10 protein-coding genes and 1 pseudogene are annotated in these 17,102 nt (G+C 57.3%); 4 read left to right on the top strand and 7 right to left on the bottom strand.

Annotated features, from left to right (window positions below; genetic code table 11):
* Positions 1-125: 125 nt before the first annotated feature.
* Positions 126-224 (bottom strand): annotated as a pseudogene (locus B3075_RS10395) (class I SAM-dependent methyltransferase); the annotation flags it as partial.
* Between the two features lie 406 nt (positions 225-630).
* Between B3075_RS10395 and B3075_RS05305 the strand changes: the two are divergent.
* The gene (locus B3075_RS05305) at positions 631-1,443 is read left to right on the top strand and encodes a hypothetical protein (RefSeq protein WP_290488397.1); all 813 of its coding nucleotides are present in this window, start codon (positions 631-633) and stop codon (positions 1,441-1,443) included.
* A gap of 362 nt (positions 1,444-1,805) precedes the next feature.
* Here B3075_RS05305 and B3075_RS05310 read toward each other — a convergent pair whose 3' ends face one another.
* Both B3075_RS05310 and B3075_RS05315 read right to left on the bottom strand, forming a co-directional pair.
* Entirely contained in the window at positions 1,806-2,975 is a 1,170-nt protein-coding gene (locus B3075_RS05310) for a PDZ domain-containing protein (RefSeq protein ID WP_161994269.1), read from the bottom strand.
* A complete protein-coding gene (locus B3075_RS05315) occupies positions 2,975-3,979 on the bottom strand; it encodes a S1C family serine protease (protein ID WP_290492039.1) in 1,005 nt (334 codons plus the stop codon). Before B3075_RS05315 ends, B3075_RS05310 begins: the two co-directional genes overlap by 1 nt.
* A gap of 139 nt (positions 3,980-4,118) precedes the next feature.
* Here B3075_RS05315 and B3075_RS05320 point away from each other — a divergent pair, with 139 nt between their 5' ends.
* Together B3075_RS05320 and B3075_RS05325 are read left to right on the top strand one after the other, a co-directional pair.
* A complete protein-coding gene (locus B3075_RS05320) occupies positions 4,119-6,800 on the top strand; it encodes a transglycosylase domain-containing protein (RefSeq protein WP_290488401.1) in 2,682 nt (893 codons plus the stop codon).
* A 17-nt stretch (positions 6,801-6,817) separates the two neighbouring features.
* Complete coding sequence (locus B3075_RS05325) at positions 6,818-8,062, top strand: DNA recombination protein RmuC (RefSeq protein WP_094136565.1); 1,245 nt, start codon at positions 6,818-6,820, stop codon at positions 8,060-8,062.
* A gap of 153 nt (positions 8,063-8,215) precedes the next feature.
* On the opposite strand, the gene B3075_RS05330 is transcribed toward B3075_RS05325, so the two are convergent.
* The 4 genes from B3075_RS05330 to B3075_RS05345 form a co-directional block, all read right to left on the bottom strand.
* On the bottom strand, positions 8,216-8,917 hold the full coding sequence (locus B3075_RS05330) for an HAD family hydrolase (RefSeq protein WP_290488402.1): 702 nt from the start codon (positions 8,915-8,917) through the stop codon (positions 8,216-8,218).
* A 4-nt stretch (positions 8,918-8,921) separates the two neighbouring features.
* The gene (lpxA, locus tag B3075_RS05335) at positions 8,922-9,701 is read right to left on the bottom strand and encodes an acyl-ACP--UDP-N-acetylglucosamine O-acyltransferase (protein WP_094136567.1); all 780 of its coding nucleotides are present in this window, start codon (positions 9,699-9,701) and stop codon (positions 8,922-8,924) included.
* A 66-nt stretch (positions 9,702-9,767) separates the two neighbouring features.
* Positions 9,768-10,634 carry an RDD family protein gene (locus B3075_RS05340; RefSeq protein ID WP_290488404.1) on the bottom strand — a complete coding sequence of 289 codons (867 nt, stop codon included), beginning with the start codon at positions 10,632-10,634 and terminating at the stop codon, positions 9,768-9,770.
* 12 nt (positions 10,635-10,646) lie between these two features.
* Positions 10,647-12,272, bottom strand: coding sequence for an FtsX-like permease family protein (locus tag B3075_RS05345; protein WP_290488405.1), 1,626 nt, complete (start codon positions 12,270-12,272; stop codon positions 10,647-10,649).
* Between the two features lie 336 nt (positions 12,273-12,608).
* On the opposite strand from B3075_RS05345, the gene B3075_RS05350 reads away from it, so the two are divergent.
* A partial coding sequence (locus B3075_RS05350) for an RHS repeat domain-containing protein (RefSeq protein ID WP_290488407.1) occupies positions 12,609-17,102 on the top strand: 4,494 nt, incomplete at its 3' end.

Here is a 17,102-nt window from a genome sequence, read left to right on the forward strand (position 1 = left end):
GACGATTTTCCCCTGTTCCGGGGATAGTGGGGCTTTCTTCCCTTTTCCCCCTGCCTTGGACATCTTCGGGAGTTTCGATAAGCCCGGGAAAAACCGGATCGACTTATTGAATACGGAGCCGACGTTTATTTCCTTTTAAGTTCAACAATAGCTCCGTAATGCAACACATCAAATTCGGCCGGGGCAATTTCAACAAGCAGTTTCATATGCTCCTGTTCCCATACGGCCGTTTTCCTGAAATCCAGCCCCTGACCTGCATGGATGATCTGCGCCGCCTCTCCGCGCGACTAACCACAAACCTTCTTATCCGCGCGGCCGCCGGCCAGGCATTTGCTCCACCACGCATGGATAAGACTGACATTTGATGATGCTCCTTGCCTATATCCTTTCCTTAAAAAAGAAATCCCATTGTCTTTAGGAATTTTATCCCAGGCATCCCTACTTTGAGCTTGCACGGACATCTTCATTCATGTACTTCACAAAGGATATCAAAACTATTGGAACCATCAGCGCACGCTGCTGCACGGTTCAATGGATTTTCCCTCCGCCTTTTTCCCGCGCGGTTATCCTCCAAGGGTCACTGCCGGGGAAACCAAAACACTCTTTTCCTCATTCCACTTCCCAAAATATATGCGTATTTTACCCCTCCTGGCCTTTACCTGCCTTTTCGGAAGCATCTCCTTCGCCCAAGGACAAAGCCGCGCATCCTCCAGGCCGGAACCGGCCCAGCCGGCGGCCAATGCCCCGGCGTCCGATACTGTGGACAAATCCCTGCCCCCCGCCGCCGTCAACGGCATCCGGTTCGTCCTGAAGGAGCCCATGTCTCTCCCCTCTCCCATTTACATGCCTATTGATTCCAAAAGGCTGGAAAAAGTGGAAATCCGCGCCGCCCTTCCGGGACGCCGCAGCGTTTACCCCAGGAGCAAGATCATTACCCTGTTCGGAGGCCTGGACCAGAAAGGCATGCCGACCGATAAACTCGTCAGCAAGCCCCTGCCGGCCGATCTTGGCTCCAAAACCCTGGCTCTGGTGGGCAAAAACAGTAAAGGGGAATTGACGCTGGATTTTATTAATGAGTCGGAATTGCCGCTGAACTGCGTTTACATCCAGAACTTGACTGGCCGCACGTTCACCCTGGAGCTTCCCAAGCCTCCTTCAGGAGAAAAAAGCGCTATCGAACTGCCCAGCAAGTCCACTTACATTTTCGGCAAGAATGCCACAGACAGCAGTATTTCCCGCACTACCCCCGCCAATTTGACGTACATGACCCGTTTGAAGAACGGCAAAGTCGTCAAGGTGAAGGACAGAGGCATGATGCTGACGACCTACCCGGGACGAAAAGTAGTCATGATTATTTCCCCGGATTCCACCGGACGCACCGTCGTTTTGACGGAATTGATGATTTTCAAGGAAAGACCGGGGGCGGCTTCCTCAGACAAGTAAGTTCTCTTCCAATATCCGGGGAGCCGGAAGCGGCTCTTGAGCATATCCGGATTATTCAGAAAAACGGGCATTTCTGCCCGTTTTTTTATTTCTCGTTTTGCTTCCCCAGCCGCCACTGATTGAGGGAATAAACCACTCCGGACATTGTTCCGGCACGGGAACAACGCCCGCCATATTTCCCGCGGCTCCAATGCGGCAGGCGGACTGTTCCTGACGCCGGAAACGGTTCCCGCAAAAAAGCCAACGGACCCCCAGTAGGGAGACAGGGCAATTCCGCCTATGCTCCCATACGAAGAAAGAGATCCTGAAGCCAGACGGTTCGCCGGGAGGTTCACTCGTTGCCCTCCGGCATCAGGACAGGCTTAATAAACTTTGGGCACCAGACCCTGACGGCTCATCTTATCTTCCACTTTTCGCCGGTTTTCCTCCAGACGCCGGGCGTCATAGGAATCATCCACAGGCTGGGCCTCCGGAATGTTTTCTCCGCGTCCCGCCTTGTATTGCTGCACCTGCGGGAGCACTCCTTCCACCAGTTCCCTGCATATCCAGGAAGGCAGGATATAGGTCTCCGTGCGTCCGGCCCGGCTCAGGGCCAAACCCACAAATTTTCCGTTGACGTCAATGACCGGGCATCCGGCCCGTTCCGGGAACAAGGTCATGTCCGACTGGATGACCAAAGGGAATTCATCCCTTTTCAGGCTCATCCGGTTGCCCATGGAGTTCATCATATCAAGGCGCTTTTGCGGGAATTTCATCACTTTGGGCCTGGGCCCCGTGAGGAGTTTTCCCTCCACTACCTGGTTCCGCCGCCTTACTTCCACGGGAACCGTCTCACCGGGACGCACCCCGACCATAGCGGCACGGATGGAGTACATTCCGTCCACCGGCTTTCCATTCAGCTTCATCAACACATCGCCGGCCATCAATCCGCTGCGGTGCGCGCCGCTGCCGGCTTCCACGCCGCCTATCATGACCCCCTCCCCGTCCCAGCGGGGATCGGAAACGATGCCGAGATAAGGCTGGTCATCCGCCCTCAGGCTGCGCTGGGCTACGGAAACGACTCCGAAGTCGCTCACATGCCCCGTGGGCGATACGGCTGCAATCACGTCCCCTTCCTTCGCCTGCACATAGGAATTCAGGTCAATGGGAGGAGCGGGAAGCCCCGGCACATCCATCATCAGCAGATCATGCTCCGGAAGGGCAAAGAGCACCTTGGCGTCATAAACCCGCCCGGAAGAATCCACCAGCATGACCGGACGCCGCTCCTTCTGGAGATCGCTCAATTTGGTGAGGACCTTTCCCTTCCCCACAACCGTTCCCAAAGCCACCTGGGTATTGCCGGCAACCAGCGCCACCACGGACTGCCCCACCGGAACAGCCACTTTGTCCCATTCCCGGAAAATCTCCTTGGCCTGGCTGTCCAGCACGCTTTTGTCCTCCGGCGCAATCATCTGGTCCGGAGGCAGGGGAGAAGCTATTTCCTGGGCACACGCGGAAGCCGCCGCGAATGCCGCCCATAAATATTTCATCATCATCCTTGAGTTTGTTCCTGGTATTTCAGGCCGGACATCAGGTCGCCGCGCCTGCCGAATGTAAGATCCGCCTTGTAAGCCGTACCTTTCCTCACCACCACCAAGGGAACGGTTTCCCCCGGACGGTGCCTGCCCAGTTCACGGAGCATATCCCTCACGGAACTCAGGCTCCGGCTGTCCATGTGGGTAATGACGTCCCCCGGCCGGATGCCGGCGGCATCCGCCGGAGAATTCACCACAACATCTTCCACCACCACGCCGTCCACGCCCAGCACGTCCATCATGGCAAACCCGAGCACAGGAGATTCGGGGTCCGCCATGGGATGAAGGCCCAGCTGGCCCCAATGCCTGCCGGAGAGCAGTTTGTCCCAGTCTCTCCTGAAAACGGAAACAGGGACATGGTTGTTGATTTTCAACATAGGGCCAATGGAGGAATGGATGCCAACCAACCTGCCGGACAGGTCAAAGAGGGGACCGCCGGAATCTCCGCCAATCAGCGTGCATTCCGAAATAAGGAAGCGCTGCTTTCCGTCCGTGCACAATCTTCCCATGCGGATGGGCGCGCGGCGTTCCGGGTCAAATCCCTTGGAATGGCCCAGAGCCACCACAAAATCCCCCACATGAAGACTGTCGGATTCACCCAGTTCCACATGGGGATAGTTTCCTCCGTCCATGATTTGCACCATGGCGGCATCCCGCGTGAAGTTGGCTCCCAGCACCCGGCCCTTGACTACGCGCCCGTCGGCAAAGACCACACGCATGATTTCATCGCCGCCTACTACATGGGCCGCAGTCAAAATCAGGCCCTGCGGAGTGACAATGACGCCGCTGCCCGTCTCCCCCCCGTCGGAAACCAGAGCCACTGTAGCAGCCGTAACGCTGGAGGCCACTTTATGCACATGTTTCTGCAAATCCGCCATGGAAGAAACATTCCCCGCAAGACCCGCCCCTCCCAACAACAGGGACACAAGCCCCCCAACGACCAAGTAGCGAAAACTCGTCATTCTCAATAATGATATCATGAAATTACCGATAATCGAATGATAGGACATATCCTACTGTATAAACGTTCAAAACGGCAGAATTTTGTCTATGGATTGCGACATGACGCCTCATCTTTTGCTTAGACCATTCCGGTTATTTATGATAAAGTCCATCCCACGGATGGGGTTAAACGACAAATCAAGGAAACGACATGACGCCTCCTGGAGGGAACGCATCCAAGATGGAGAAATGTCTTCCCGTTCCCGGACGGAACGCAAAAAAAGGCCCGTTCCCCGTCCATCCTACCCCGGGCTGCCGCAGGAAGATCCTGAGCCGGCCGTCATTCCCGGCCCTACCCGCAGAACGGGGAATTCCCGCAACAGTCCTTCCCGGTATGACACGCCGCCCCAGCGACGAGCCTCCCGCCCGTCTCCGAAGGAAGATTTTGAAAACAGTCCGGGAAGAGAAGAAGAAAGCCGTCCCGCGCGCGCAGGAACCATGCGCAAGCCGCGTTTCACGATTTTCGGAGCCCTGCTGTTCGTCCTGCTGATGCCGTTCCGCTTCATCGGCTCCCTGACGCGGAATATCCGCTGGTTCATCTGCTGGCCTCTGCGCATCCTTCTGGGATGCTGCTTCGTCGGCATCGTGATCGGGTCCATCTTGGTGTTCCTTTACGGCGCCATTTCCAACCGCTATGACATTTCCGAGGTAAAGAGCAACATTCCGGAACGCACGGTGATTCTGGACCGTAAAAACCGCACCATCGGCACCCTGCACGGGGAAAACCGCAAGCGGGTATCCCTTCAGGAAGTTCCTCCCATTTTTATTGATGCCCTGCTCCTGCGCGAAGACAACCGTTTTTACGATCATGGAGGCGTGGACTGGATAGGCGTGGGCCGCGCCTTTGCGCAGGTGCTCAAGCACAAGAGAGCTACGCAGGGAGCTTCCACCCTGACGATGCAGCTCGCTAAAATTACGTACAACCACCGGGAGCGCAACCTGCATTCCAAATTAACGGAAGTAGCTCTGGCGAAACGCATTGAAGCCACTTACACGAAGGATGAAATTCTGGAGACTTACATCAACCGTATTTTCTGGGGGCACACCTTCCTGGGAATAGCGGCGGCGGCGCGGGGATATTACGACAAGGAACCCCGGGATTTATCCCTGGCGGAATGCGCCACCCTGGCCGGCATTATTTACGGCCCAAATGACTTCTCCCCCATCAAACACCCGGAAGAAGCCAAAAAAGTGCGCGATATCGTCCTTGGCCTGCTGAAAAACGAAGGCAAGATTACGGAAGTGCAATATCAGGCGGCCCTGGCGGAGCCTATCGCCACCCGGACGCCCCAGTCCCGGTCTGAGGAGAATTACGCCATGGGGCTCGTGCGCCGGGAGCTGGACGCCATTCTGGAGGAAGAAGACATCCGCCTGGGAGGGCTGGTGGTTCACACCACATTGGACCTTGATCTGCAGAACGCCACGCTGGACGCCATCAACAAGCACATGGACGCGCTGGAAGCCCGCAAGGATTTCAAGAAGCACCTGGCCTCCCTGCAGGCCAGGCGGGAAAAGAGAGGCATCCTGAAAAACAAGCTGACCACCAAGGCGGAATATGAGGCATCCCTGGCCGCCTGGAAGGCGCTCCCTGCGGAACAGAAGGAAAAGACGCAGCCGCCGATGCCTAATTACATCCAATCCGCCGCCGTAGTCATGGACAATGCCACGGGGGCTCTTCTGGCCGTCGTCGGAGGCCGGGACGCGGAAGAATCCAAGCTGAACCGCGCCATTCAGTCCAGGCGGCAGACCGGCTCCCTGTTCAAACCGTTCATTTACGCCACGTTTTTCCAGCAGGGCAATTCTGCGGATACCCGCATTTCGGATGACAGGATTGCGTACGGGGAAATACGCGGAGCCGCCAACTGGTCCCCCCGCAATTCGGACGGAACGTATCGGGGCATGAAGCCGGCCTCCTTCGGCCTCATCCTTTCCCGCAACACCATGTCCGTGCGCATCGGCAACCGCGCCGGCTTGTCCAATGTCATTCAATCCGCACAACTGGCGGGCTTTCACGGAAATATTTCCCGCACCCCGGCCCTTTATCTGGGCACGTGGGAAGCGTCCCCTCTGGACATCGCCAGCGCCTACAGCGTTTTTGCCAACGGGGGCGTACGCCCCACGCCATACATCATTGACCATATTACGGATTCGCAGGGCCAGCCGCGCTTCGCCATCACCAAAAGCAAGCGCACCGTCTATTCCCAGCGGGCGGCGAACATAACCTCTTCCATCCTCCAGCAGGTCTGCAAGCCCGGAGGCACGGCAGGAAAAATTACCGCGCTGGGCTTTAAATCCCCCTGCGGCGGCAAAACCGGAACCACTAATAATTATACGAACGCATGGTTCGCCGGATATACGTCCAACCTCACCTGCAGTGTCTGGGTGGGGTTCGATTCCTCCACCAAAATTCTGGAAAAAGGCTACGGAGGCACCCTGGCCCTGCCCGTCTGGGTGGATATTATGCTTGCCGCCCAGAAGGAAGGCTATCCCGCCAACGCCATCCGTACACGTCCCGGTTCGGAAGGACAGGCCGTACTTGTCTGCCGGGAATCCAATCAACTGGCCCATTCCGGCTGCCAGTACGCCAAGACTGCGTATTTTGAAACGTCCGCAGGCTACCAGGCCCCCGCCAACATGTGTGAACAGCACATTCCCATGGCGGAACCGGATTCGGAAGAGAGCATTCCCTATGCGGAACCGCTGGACGGCAGCGACGATAACATCCCCCTGGCCGAACCCGTGGAAGAAACGGACAGCATCCCCTACGCCACCCCCATCTGATTGCTTATTTTTTCCTTATGATTTCCCCATTTTTTCCCTGGTTCCTGGCCTTTTTGCTGCTGATCGCCTGCGTGGCGCTGCTGGTTTTGCTGCTGCGGTACCGGGACCGCTCCGTCCGCCTCGAAGCGGAATCCCGCTCCTGGCAGGAACGGGCGGAAGACAGAACACAAATGCTCCGCCGGGCGGAAGAAGTGCTGAAAGATTCCTTTGCCGGCATCAGCGCGGAAGTCCTCCGGAACTCGGAAAAACAATTCCTGAATCTGGCGGAAACGCGTCTGCAAAGCCAGCGCCAGCAGGCCAATCATGACCTGGATTCCCGCAAACAGGCTATTGAGTCCATGCTGAAACCGGTGAGCGAATCCCTGAAACTGGTCCAGTCCCGGCTGGGAGAGATGGAAAAGGAACGCGTGGGCGCCTACACGGACCTGAAAACGCAAATCCGCTATATTCTTTCCGGCAACGAAGCCCTGAAAAATGAAACCGCCAGGCTTTCCCAGGCTCTGCACCACAACAGCGTTCGCGGCCAATGGGGGGAACTCCAGCTGCGCCGCGTGGTGGAACTGGCGGGAATGGTGGAGTACTGCGATTTCACGACTCAGGAAACCCGCTCCAGAGAGGAGGAACGGATACGGCCGGACATGGTCATTCACCTTCCTGGAGGCCGTTCCATCATCATTGACGCGAAAGCGCCCATGGCTTCCTACCTGAATGCCGGGCAGACGGAGAATCCGGAAGAGCGCAGCCAGTGGATGGCACGCCATGCCGCGGACGTCAGGAGGCATTTGCAGCAATTAAGCGCCAAGAATTACTTTGCCCAGTTTTCCCCATGCCCCGAATTCGTCATTATGTTCCTGCCCGGGGAATCCTTCTTCCAGGCGGCTCTGGAAGCAGACCCCACCCTGATTGAATTCGGCGCGGAGAATAGGGTCATTCTTTCCACTCCATCCACCCTGATTGCCCTGCTGAAAGCCGTCGCTTACGGCTGGAAGCAGGAGCAGCTGGCGGATAACGCCAAGAAAATTTCGGAAGCGGGCGCGGACCTGTTCAATACCTGCTCTATCCTTTCCGGCCATTTTTCCTCTCTGGGCAAGAGCCTGAACCAGGCGGTAGCCCAGTACAACAAAACCGTTTCCTCTTTTGAACACCGGTTCATTCCCCGGGCTCAGAAGTTGAAAAACCTGGGCGTCACCTCCACGAAGGAACTTCCCCGCGCCCTGGAAGACATTACCGAACAGGCCAAATCTGCGGACATTCCGTCCTGAAAGAGCAACAACCATGCGGCTTTCCCCCCTACCCATTTCCGGGCCGGGAAAATACAGCCCTAAAGAATCCCCCGCAGACGTTTTCCTGCGCCTGAAAGAATCTTGATGATACAGAGGAATTCGGTTTCCGGAACTCTGCCCCAGCCGGAACTTTCAAGAATTTTTATGAGCGGGAACGGGAAACGGCAGGCTGTTTTCATCATGCAGCCGGGCAGATAATTCCCCCGCAGAGGCGCACACCGGCACCCGGAAAGCGTCCAGAGCGGAACGGGAGCTGTAGCCCCACCCCACCAGAACAAGCCGTGTTCCGGCGTTCACGGCCGTGTTGCCGTCATGGGCGGAGTCCCCCACCATGCACACCTGCTCCGGCTCCCTGCCCCAGGAGCGGACGATGGACAGCAGGGAGTCAGGTTCCGGCTTGCGCGGAAAACGTTCGGAAAATCCCATCACCTCACGGAAGGGAATTTCAGGCAGGATATGGCGCACCAGCGGCACCGTAACTGCATGAGGCTTGTTGGATAAAACACCCAGAGGATGGCCTTCTCCGACCAGGGACAGAAGCATTTCCCGGATGCCGGGGTACGGCACCGTGCCCTCCTGCCAGGTGTGCGGGTATTCGCGCATGAATCCCCGGTGCACCGCTTCAAAAGCTTCCTCCGGCACGTTTCCGTTGAAATAGCCTTTCAGGGAAGCCAGGCAAAGCTCCCGGGCCCCCTTGCCCACCATTTCCCGGATGGCGTCCACGGAATGCTCCGGATACCCCAGCGCTTTCAAGGCCAGGTTCAGGCCGCGGGCGATACCGGGAATGGAGTCCACCAGCGTCCCGTCCAGGTCAAAAACAAAACCCGTTTTCATGGATTCAATGGCAGAACCCCCGTTCGGAAGTTTCCACGAATTGGATGATTCTCCTCAGGCAGGCATTTTCCGCATAATCCGAATGCCGCAGTTCCTCCAGAGCTTCATGAACGGTCAGCTTTTTATTGACGAAAAGCTTTTTATAGCACATGCGCACGGCTTTCAGGTCTTCTTCGGAAAAACCGCGCCTCTGCATGCCGATGGAGTTAACGGACCGCGTTACGGCAGGATGGCCTTCCACAATCGTGTACGGCAGCACATCCTGGCTCACGCGGGCCATCGCCCCCACCATGGCATGTTCTCCAATGCTCACAAACTGGTGTACGGCGCAGCAGCCCGCCAGAATAGCGTAATCCCCCACCGTAACGTGGCCGGCGGCAGTAGCGAACCCGGAAAAAATCACATGATTGCCGATCTGGCAATCATGCCCGGCATGGCAGGAAACCAGGAAAAGATTGTTATTCCCTATCCGCGTTGCGCCGCCAATATCCGTAGCCCTGTTGATGGTGGCGTTTTCACGGAAGACATTGTTATCCCCCACTTCCAGATAGGTCGGCTCCCCCTTGTATTTCAAATCCTGGCTTTTCAGGCCGATGACGGAAAACGGGAAAAATTCGTTGCCGCTGCCAAAGGAGGAAGGACCGTCGATAACCACGTGGCTGTGCAGCACGCAGCCGGGCCCCAGTTTGACATGTTCCCCGACAACGCAAAAGGGACCGATTTTAACATCATCCGCGATCTCTGCAGTAGGATGCACTACTGCCGTTGGGTGTATTTCTGGCATGGCTGAAACAAGTATGAAACAAATTCAGGTGATTAAAAGCCTAAACCCCGCACGACCGCCTTTTTATCACATTTGGCCAGAAGCGGCCGCATAAGCCTCCATCTCAGGCAGCCAGGGAATCAGCAGAACGTAGATGAGTTGAAGGCACAGAATGACCAGCGCCAACGTCATCACTACTTTGCGGAGCGTCAGGGGGCTGTTCAGCACATCCGTAGTCCCCAGCTTCCTGTCCCAGGGAGTGAAGCCGAAGCGGCGCACCCACCACCAGGAAAAGAACAGGGTCAGCAGCATCAGGGAAGGAGCAAAACACCCCAGGCCAAGCACCATGACGAACAGGGAGCGCCGGAATGCCGTGGGGAAAGAAAGACGCCTTCCCCGGTAGTCCCTGACGGAAACGCCCAGCATGGCTTTTCCCGGGGTTGTTCCCAATGTACCAAGAAAGGCGGTTTCAACGAGAACCATCGGGAGGCAGAGGTAAAGCAGAGCTTCATAGGAACCAGGAAGGAAACCGGGATTGAAAGCCAGGCCGGAAACTCTGAGCACGGACACATACAGCGTCATGTGCATCATGATATCCGCCATTCTGCCGAGAAAACGGACGTACGCATACGGAACCACCAGCGGCGCTCCCTCCTCCGGGGCCGTCCCCCCTTCTTCCGGCGGGCAATCCACATCCGCGGCAAGCGCCGGAGCCTGCTCTTCCCCTGCGTTTTCCAGTCCCTCTTCCTCCCGGTTCCGCCGTTCTCCTTCTCCCCTGCTGACGGCGCCTGCCCCCTTCAATGCCGGAAGGTCTCGGATGCATACCCATTCCGGGCACCCGGCATGCCACGCCCGGGCGTTTTCCGGAATGAGGCCCGCCTCCAGCATGGAAATGACCTCCACTTCCGGCAGAGGCCCCTTCTGTTCATGACCCTGAATCCAGTAAATATCCATAGGCGATTCCTGTTACATGCTGCGCAGGGAGCGGGCCGGATCCTGGCGCGCCGTGATCAGGGCAGGAATGATGGATGCCACCACGACCATGACAAAAGCTTTCACCGCCTGCCATGCCAGCTCCGCCCAGTCAATCACCACCGGGATATTCGCCGTGCCGTGGAAGGCCACGGGGAACGGGTCAAAGCCTATTCCCGCCAGAAACCCCTGAATCTGCATACGGTATTCCAGCACCAGCAGCCCCAGCCCTACCCCCAGGAGGGCTCCCACAAAACCGATGATGACGCCCTGCCACAGGAAGACGCGCACCACCTGGAACGGCGTGGCTCCCAACGCCTTCATCACGGCGATTTCCTTTTTCCTCTGGATGGAAACGGTAAACATCACCGCCATAATGCAAAAAGCGGAAATCAGGGAAATGAAGGACAGGACAAAGCTCATCATCATGCGCTCCTTCTGCATCAGTTCAAACCACGCGTTAAAGCGGTCATGCCAGGTTTCCAGCGTCCATGCGGAAGAAGGCTTCTCCTTTTCCAGCGCCTGCATCACGGGAGCCAGCATTGTTTCCACATGGTAAGGGTCTTCCACGCGCAGGGCCACGGCCTGCACCACGTCATCCTCATAACCCAGCAATTCCTGGCCGATGACCAGCGGAATGAAAAGATCCGGGCTGGGCGTATGCTGGGAGGCCCGGTAAATTCCAATCACCTCCAGGTCCTTCGGCATCACCAGCTCCTTGATTTTCCGGAAGCATTCCATATCCGCCTCATTTCTTGCCCCGGCCTTGAAACCGCTCAAAACGGTTTCCCATTCCTTCCGCGTTCCTTGCGGAAAGGCCACCTTGCCGTTGTCCGCAAGCTCTCCGTCGTTCAGCACGGCAAGCAGATCCATCAGGCAGGAACGTTCCGCATCCCTGCGCGGAACGGACAACAGCCCGTTAAGCAGGGAAAAGGCCCTGTCCACGGAGGCTCTGTCGGCCGTTTCACGCTCTCCCTCCGTCTTCAGGGATTTACCCCACTCTTTCAAATCCTTGAGTTCCCGCGCGTTTTTCTCCGCCAGCATCGGCAGCTCCGTCTGCTGGTAGGCGTGGGAAATTTCCTGAAAATTGCGGGTCGTGTAAACCCGGACAACATCTCCCACATTCAATCCCATGCTCTCTGCCACGATGGAGGAAACCACAGCCTTTTCCCCCATGTCCAGTTCCGCATCGCCGGCGACCACCAAACGCTTCAAATCCTCCAACTGGGCGGCGTTTTCCGTATCAATGGCCCGGAAAAAGCAGGGCCTCTGCCGCCCCTGCACATCCGCCAGCGCATAGTCTTCTATCAGGGCGTAGGCGGACTGGACGCCGGGAACGTGCCTGAGTTTCTCCCCCAAATCCAGCCAGTCCGGAATCACTTCCCTAACGCCGAAGTCGTTCCGGTAACATACCTGGACGTGCGGGGAGTGCGCAAACAGATTCCCCTGAATTTCCTTCTGGAGTCCTCCCATGACGGACAACACGACGATGAGCACCATTACCCCCAGAGAAACGCCCAGCAGGCAAATCAGGGTAATAATGGAAAAGAAAGTCCGCAACGGGTTCAAATACCGCAGCGCCAGGCTCAGGCTGATGTACCGGCTCAATAGGTTCTTCATGAATAACGCGGCACACCTTGCCTGATTGCGCTCCCCTTTCCAAGCCTAAAACATGTTCCGGAAAACGGGCGGCCTTTCTTCTGCCGCGCAATCAGGCAGAAAAGGGACATCCCATCTTTTCCTGCGTTGGGAACTTTCCTGTGCCCCGCGCCCGGAAAACATCCCGCGTCAGAATTATTCCCTGCATGCAAATGGATGGGAAAAACAGGAGAAAATCATCATATCTTGTTGACTTCTATTTTTATAGGTGTATCCATAGGTTTAATTGCTAAATGGCGCACCTTATCACAAAATTATTGTTGATAAACAGAAATTATTTAAAGATAGCCAATTAGAATGAAATCTAACTTTTCCATCTGCAACAGCGTCCGGGGCAATCATCATCTTGGTTTTACCGTTACGCCGGTTTTACAGAAGAGGGAGGGCGAATCGTCCGTCTCCTTTTCCTATAATCATGCAGCTCCGTCCTATCCCGGAGACGTGATGCCGGAAACCTCCAAACAAATTCAAGTAGGGGAAGGCGGAGGGGATACCCGTCTGTACGTACTGACGGCCACCGGCACGGTGGATGACCAGGCCACGATTTCAGTAGCGGGGCAAAGCTATACGTCACCCTCAGGCGCCGGAGTAAGAATTAACGGCAGCTTCCCCGGCATCAAGGCCGGGTTTTATACAGTGTCCGTCTCCCACATCAACATTGACTATCCTCCCAGGGGGAACGTTTCCTTCCTCAGTTGCATCGTAGGCCCGGCCAGCGCCATCTCCATCACGCCTGAAGAGAACGACCCGCCGCAGGAATGCGATTGTGACTGCCCGCCATGCTCCTGCAATTCGGACGGTGAAACTACTCCCGGAGGCGCCCCCTCCAGCAGCGGCGCCCCAGTCAGCGGCCGCTCCTCCCTGCGCCGTTTCTTTTCCAATCTGACCTCAACCTCCGGAGGCAGCGGGGTGATGCGGCAATCCTCCGTTAATGACATGGCCTGGTCGGCGCAGTTCGGCGTGTTCCGCGGCATATCCCACATGCCGGCGGGACGTCTGGAAATTTCAGCCCACCGCTCTTTCTCCCCGGATTTATCCTCCCCGGCTGGCTTGGCCCTGCGGCATCCGCTAGCCACCTTCCTCGCGCTGCCGGAAGGGGGCATGGCGCCCAACACGCTGGTTGCTCTGCTGGATGGAGCCAGTTACACCAACTACATGCTTGACGGCACGGGAAGCGCGTTTTTCCCGGTAGGCGCATCGGGCATCACAACGACCATCCTGGCCCCCGTCCCGGCCATGAGCAGGGAAGCGGAGGCATGCAGCCTTGAGCAGGCCGCCTTCATCCGCGCTTCTTATGCGGGCGGAGGCGCCGCCTTTTACTCTCTTTCCACAGGGCAATGCGAAGGCTATATCTCCGCGGGCGGGTATTTGATGACCGCATCGGAAGGAGAAAATTACCTGGCGATTGTTCGTGGCGAACACGGCGTTATCCGTCAAATATGGAACACCTGGGATGGGCTGGCGGATGTGCTCCCCCTGGAAGGAGGAGGGTATGCCATCAGCATTTATCCGCCCGCGCAGGTCATGGAACCGGAGGGAGAAGGAGCCCTGTTCACCGTTGAAGGGACTCCGGCGAAAATCTTCACAGTGACGGGAGACGAAGCTTTGCAAACCCTCGTCATCTCTGAACGCGACAACACGTTGCCGGCCACTGTACCCGACTTCGTGACCAAATGGACATGGTCGCAAGAAGCCTGGAGCATGGCAGAAGGAACAGGAGAAGATGCCGTTGAAACGCGGAGGGAACGTCTTCAACCGGAAGAGGGTTCGCAGGAAAACCGCTACCGCGTCCTCACCCGTCTGATGAAAAACAATGTGGTGGCCTCCTGCACGCTTGAGGAATATGAAACGACCATCACCGGAGAACACCTGCTGAGCCGCACGGAAGGGTACGGAGCCGAAGGGGCGTTGACTACTGTTTACTCCTATGATGACTCCGGCCGGCTTATCTCCTCTGCTTCTCCCAACGCGGGGGAACACAAAACCGTCTACGACGCCGCAGGACGCCCGGTGCTGGAAAACAGCCCATGGGGAGCCAACGGATTGCGGACAGTAAGCACAAAGTACCGTGACAGCGCCGCAGGCTACACCAGTGAACCGGCTGAAGTAAAAATCCAGCTCTCTACCGTTTCCGCAGTCAACACGTTAAGCCTTGCGGTATATACCTATGCGGAAGAAAACCACGTCAAACGCGTGGAAAAGCGTGAAACGGCGGCAGGCTCTTCCGTCACGCAGCTCAGCGTTACGGAAACCTGGCTGGCCGGCGCGCCGAATGCCTTCGCGGCGGGACGCCTCAAGATGGAACAGGCCGTCAACGGCGTACAGACTCATTATACCTACGCCCCAACCACAGATCATGGAGCCCTCTACAGCGTCACGGCGGAAACGCGCATCAACGGAGAACCCGTTCCCGGCCAGTCAACCCGCCGCGTCAGCTACATCACCGCTGAAGGAAACACCGCAAGGGAAGAAAACCTCGTCCTGCTCCCCACGGGCGAGTGGAGGCAAACCGGCGGCGCTTCCTACTCTTACGACCTTCTCAACCGCCGTGTGGAAACGGTGCGCGACAATGGCCGCACTTCTTCCCGCGCCCTGACCTGCACAGGAGAACCCCTTTGGGAAGTTGACGAAGACGGCGTACGCATGGATTACGCTTATAACACCGCCCGGCAGCTCATTGAAACCACGCGCAGCGAAATAAACGACGGGACTGACGTCGTCACTCCGGAAACGATCACGGCGTATGAACGCGATGCGGCAGGGCAGATAATAAGCGCGACGACCCACATCGGGCCGATGCGGACAACCGAGGAAACTACCTATGACCTGCTGGGCCGCGTGACCCGCAAAACCGATGTGCTGGGCCGCGTCACAACAACCAGTTACAGCGAAGACGGACTGACGGTTACGACAACCACGCCATCAGGGGCGACGCTCGTCAATACATACAACACAGACGGGAGCATCGCGCATGAATCCGGTACAGGGCAAAGGGAGCTCTACCACATTTATGATTTTATCAGGGGCCTGCGCCACACTACCCGGCTGGCGGACAACACAACCATCCTGAAACAGGACATTCGGGACGGCTTCGGACAAACCATTACGCTGACTTCTCCCACCACCCTGGAAAACACCTATCTCTATACCCGCAGCGTTTACAATGCGCTGGGCCAGCTCACCCGCCGCACGGAAGGGACCCAGGCACCGGTGGAGTATGAGTATGACAGCATGGGAAATCTGGCCAGACAAACCGTTGTGCTCGACTCGGCGTCTCCGGCGGATGCGGCAAAAAACCGCATCCAGACTTTCCAGACAGCTTGGGAAGAACGTGAAGACGGCGTCTATCAAAACGTCGCCGCTGCCCGCAACAATACAGCGGGCAACATGTTAAGCAGCGCTGTCAAACGGCTGGTTACGGAATCCGCCGTTCTGCAAAACAGGCAAATCACCATCGACGAACGCGGCCATGAAAGCATCCGGTGGACCGAATATGGGCAGGGCGCGGTGCGCGTGGAAAAAAGCAGCGTGCCCACCTCCGACATTACAGCTTCCGCTACCGTCGTGGACGGCTTCACAATTTCAGAAACGGATAATCGGGGAATCGTCACCACCTTCACCCGCCGCTACACGGAAACCGGCCTCGTCCGGACGGTCACGGATGGCAGGGGGAACACTTCCACCACTCATACGGACATTGCCGGCCGCCCGATTGCCGTAACTGATGCTGCCGGCAATACGACAACCACGACCTATTGCGCGACCAGCGACAATCCCTCTGCCGTCACAAATGCCCTGGGCAACACGGCCAACTATGCCTACGATGTCAGGAACCGTAAAACAGCGGAATACGGCACGGCCATCCAGCCGGCCCTGTTCGCCTGGGATGACGCAGACCGCCTTATCAGCCTCACTACTTTCCGCATAGACGAAGAAACGATCATTTCCGACCCATCCGATCTTTCCGGCGGAGACACTACCGTCTGGACTTACCATAACGCTACCGGGCTGGAATTGGGCAAGACTTACGCCAACGGCCGGGGAACCGTCCGGACCTACGATGCCAACAACCGCCTTGCCACGGAAACGGACGCGCGCGGCATCGTCACCACCTGCGTATGGAACGCGGCGCAAGGCCTTCTCACAAGAATCGGCTTTTCCGACGGCACGCCGGAACAGGCCTTCTCCTACAACATCCTCGGCCAGCTCACGCAAGTGACGGATGCCTCAGGCATACGTACCTTCTCTTACAATGAATACAGCGACCCCGTACAGGACAGCGTCACGGTGAATGGCGCCGTCTTCCCTCTCGTGGAAACCCTGGACGGTTACGGTCGCAGCATCGGCTACATCCTCAAACGCGGCGCCAGCGGCAATGCCCAAATCGCCTCCTGGGGCTACGCGCCGGACGGGCGCATCAACAGCGCGGGCTTCATGCACAGCGGACAGAACCGCATCTTTGAATATAACTATCTGGCAGGAAGCAATCTGCTGGAAACCTTGACGATGCCCAACGGCATGACGCTGGAACAAAGCTATGAAGCCAAACGTGACCTGCTGGCGGACATGGACTATAACCGCGGAACAACCCTCGTCTCCCGCCGCGCCTATGCCTATGACGCCCTGGGGCGGCCAACTGCCCGCACCCTCCTCCGCCAGGGAACCACACGCCGCGACGTCTTCTCCTACAACGGGAGAAGCGAACTTGCTGCGGCCACCCTCGGCACGGACGCTTACGCCTATGACTATGACAACATAGGCAACCGCAAGACAGCGCGGGAAATAGAGGAG

The organism is Akkermansia sp. UBA7090, assembly GCF_002493465.1.
In the GTDB taxonomy this organism is placed as follows: Bacteria; Verrucomicrobiota; Verrucomicrobiia; order Verrucomicrobiales; family Akkermansiaceae; genus Akkermansia; species Akkermansia muciniphila_A.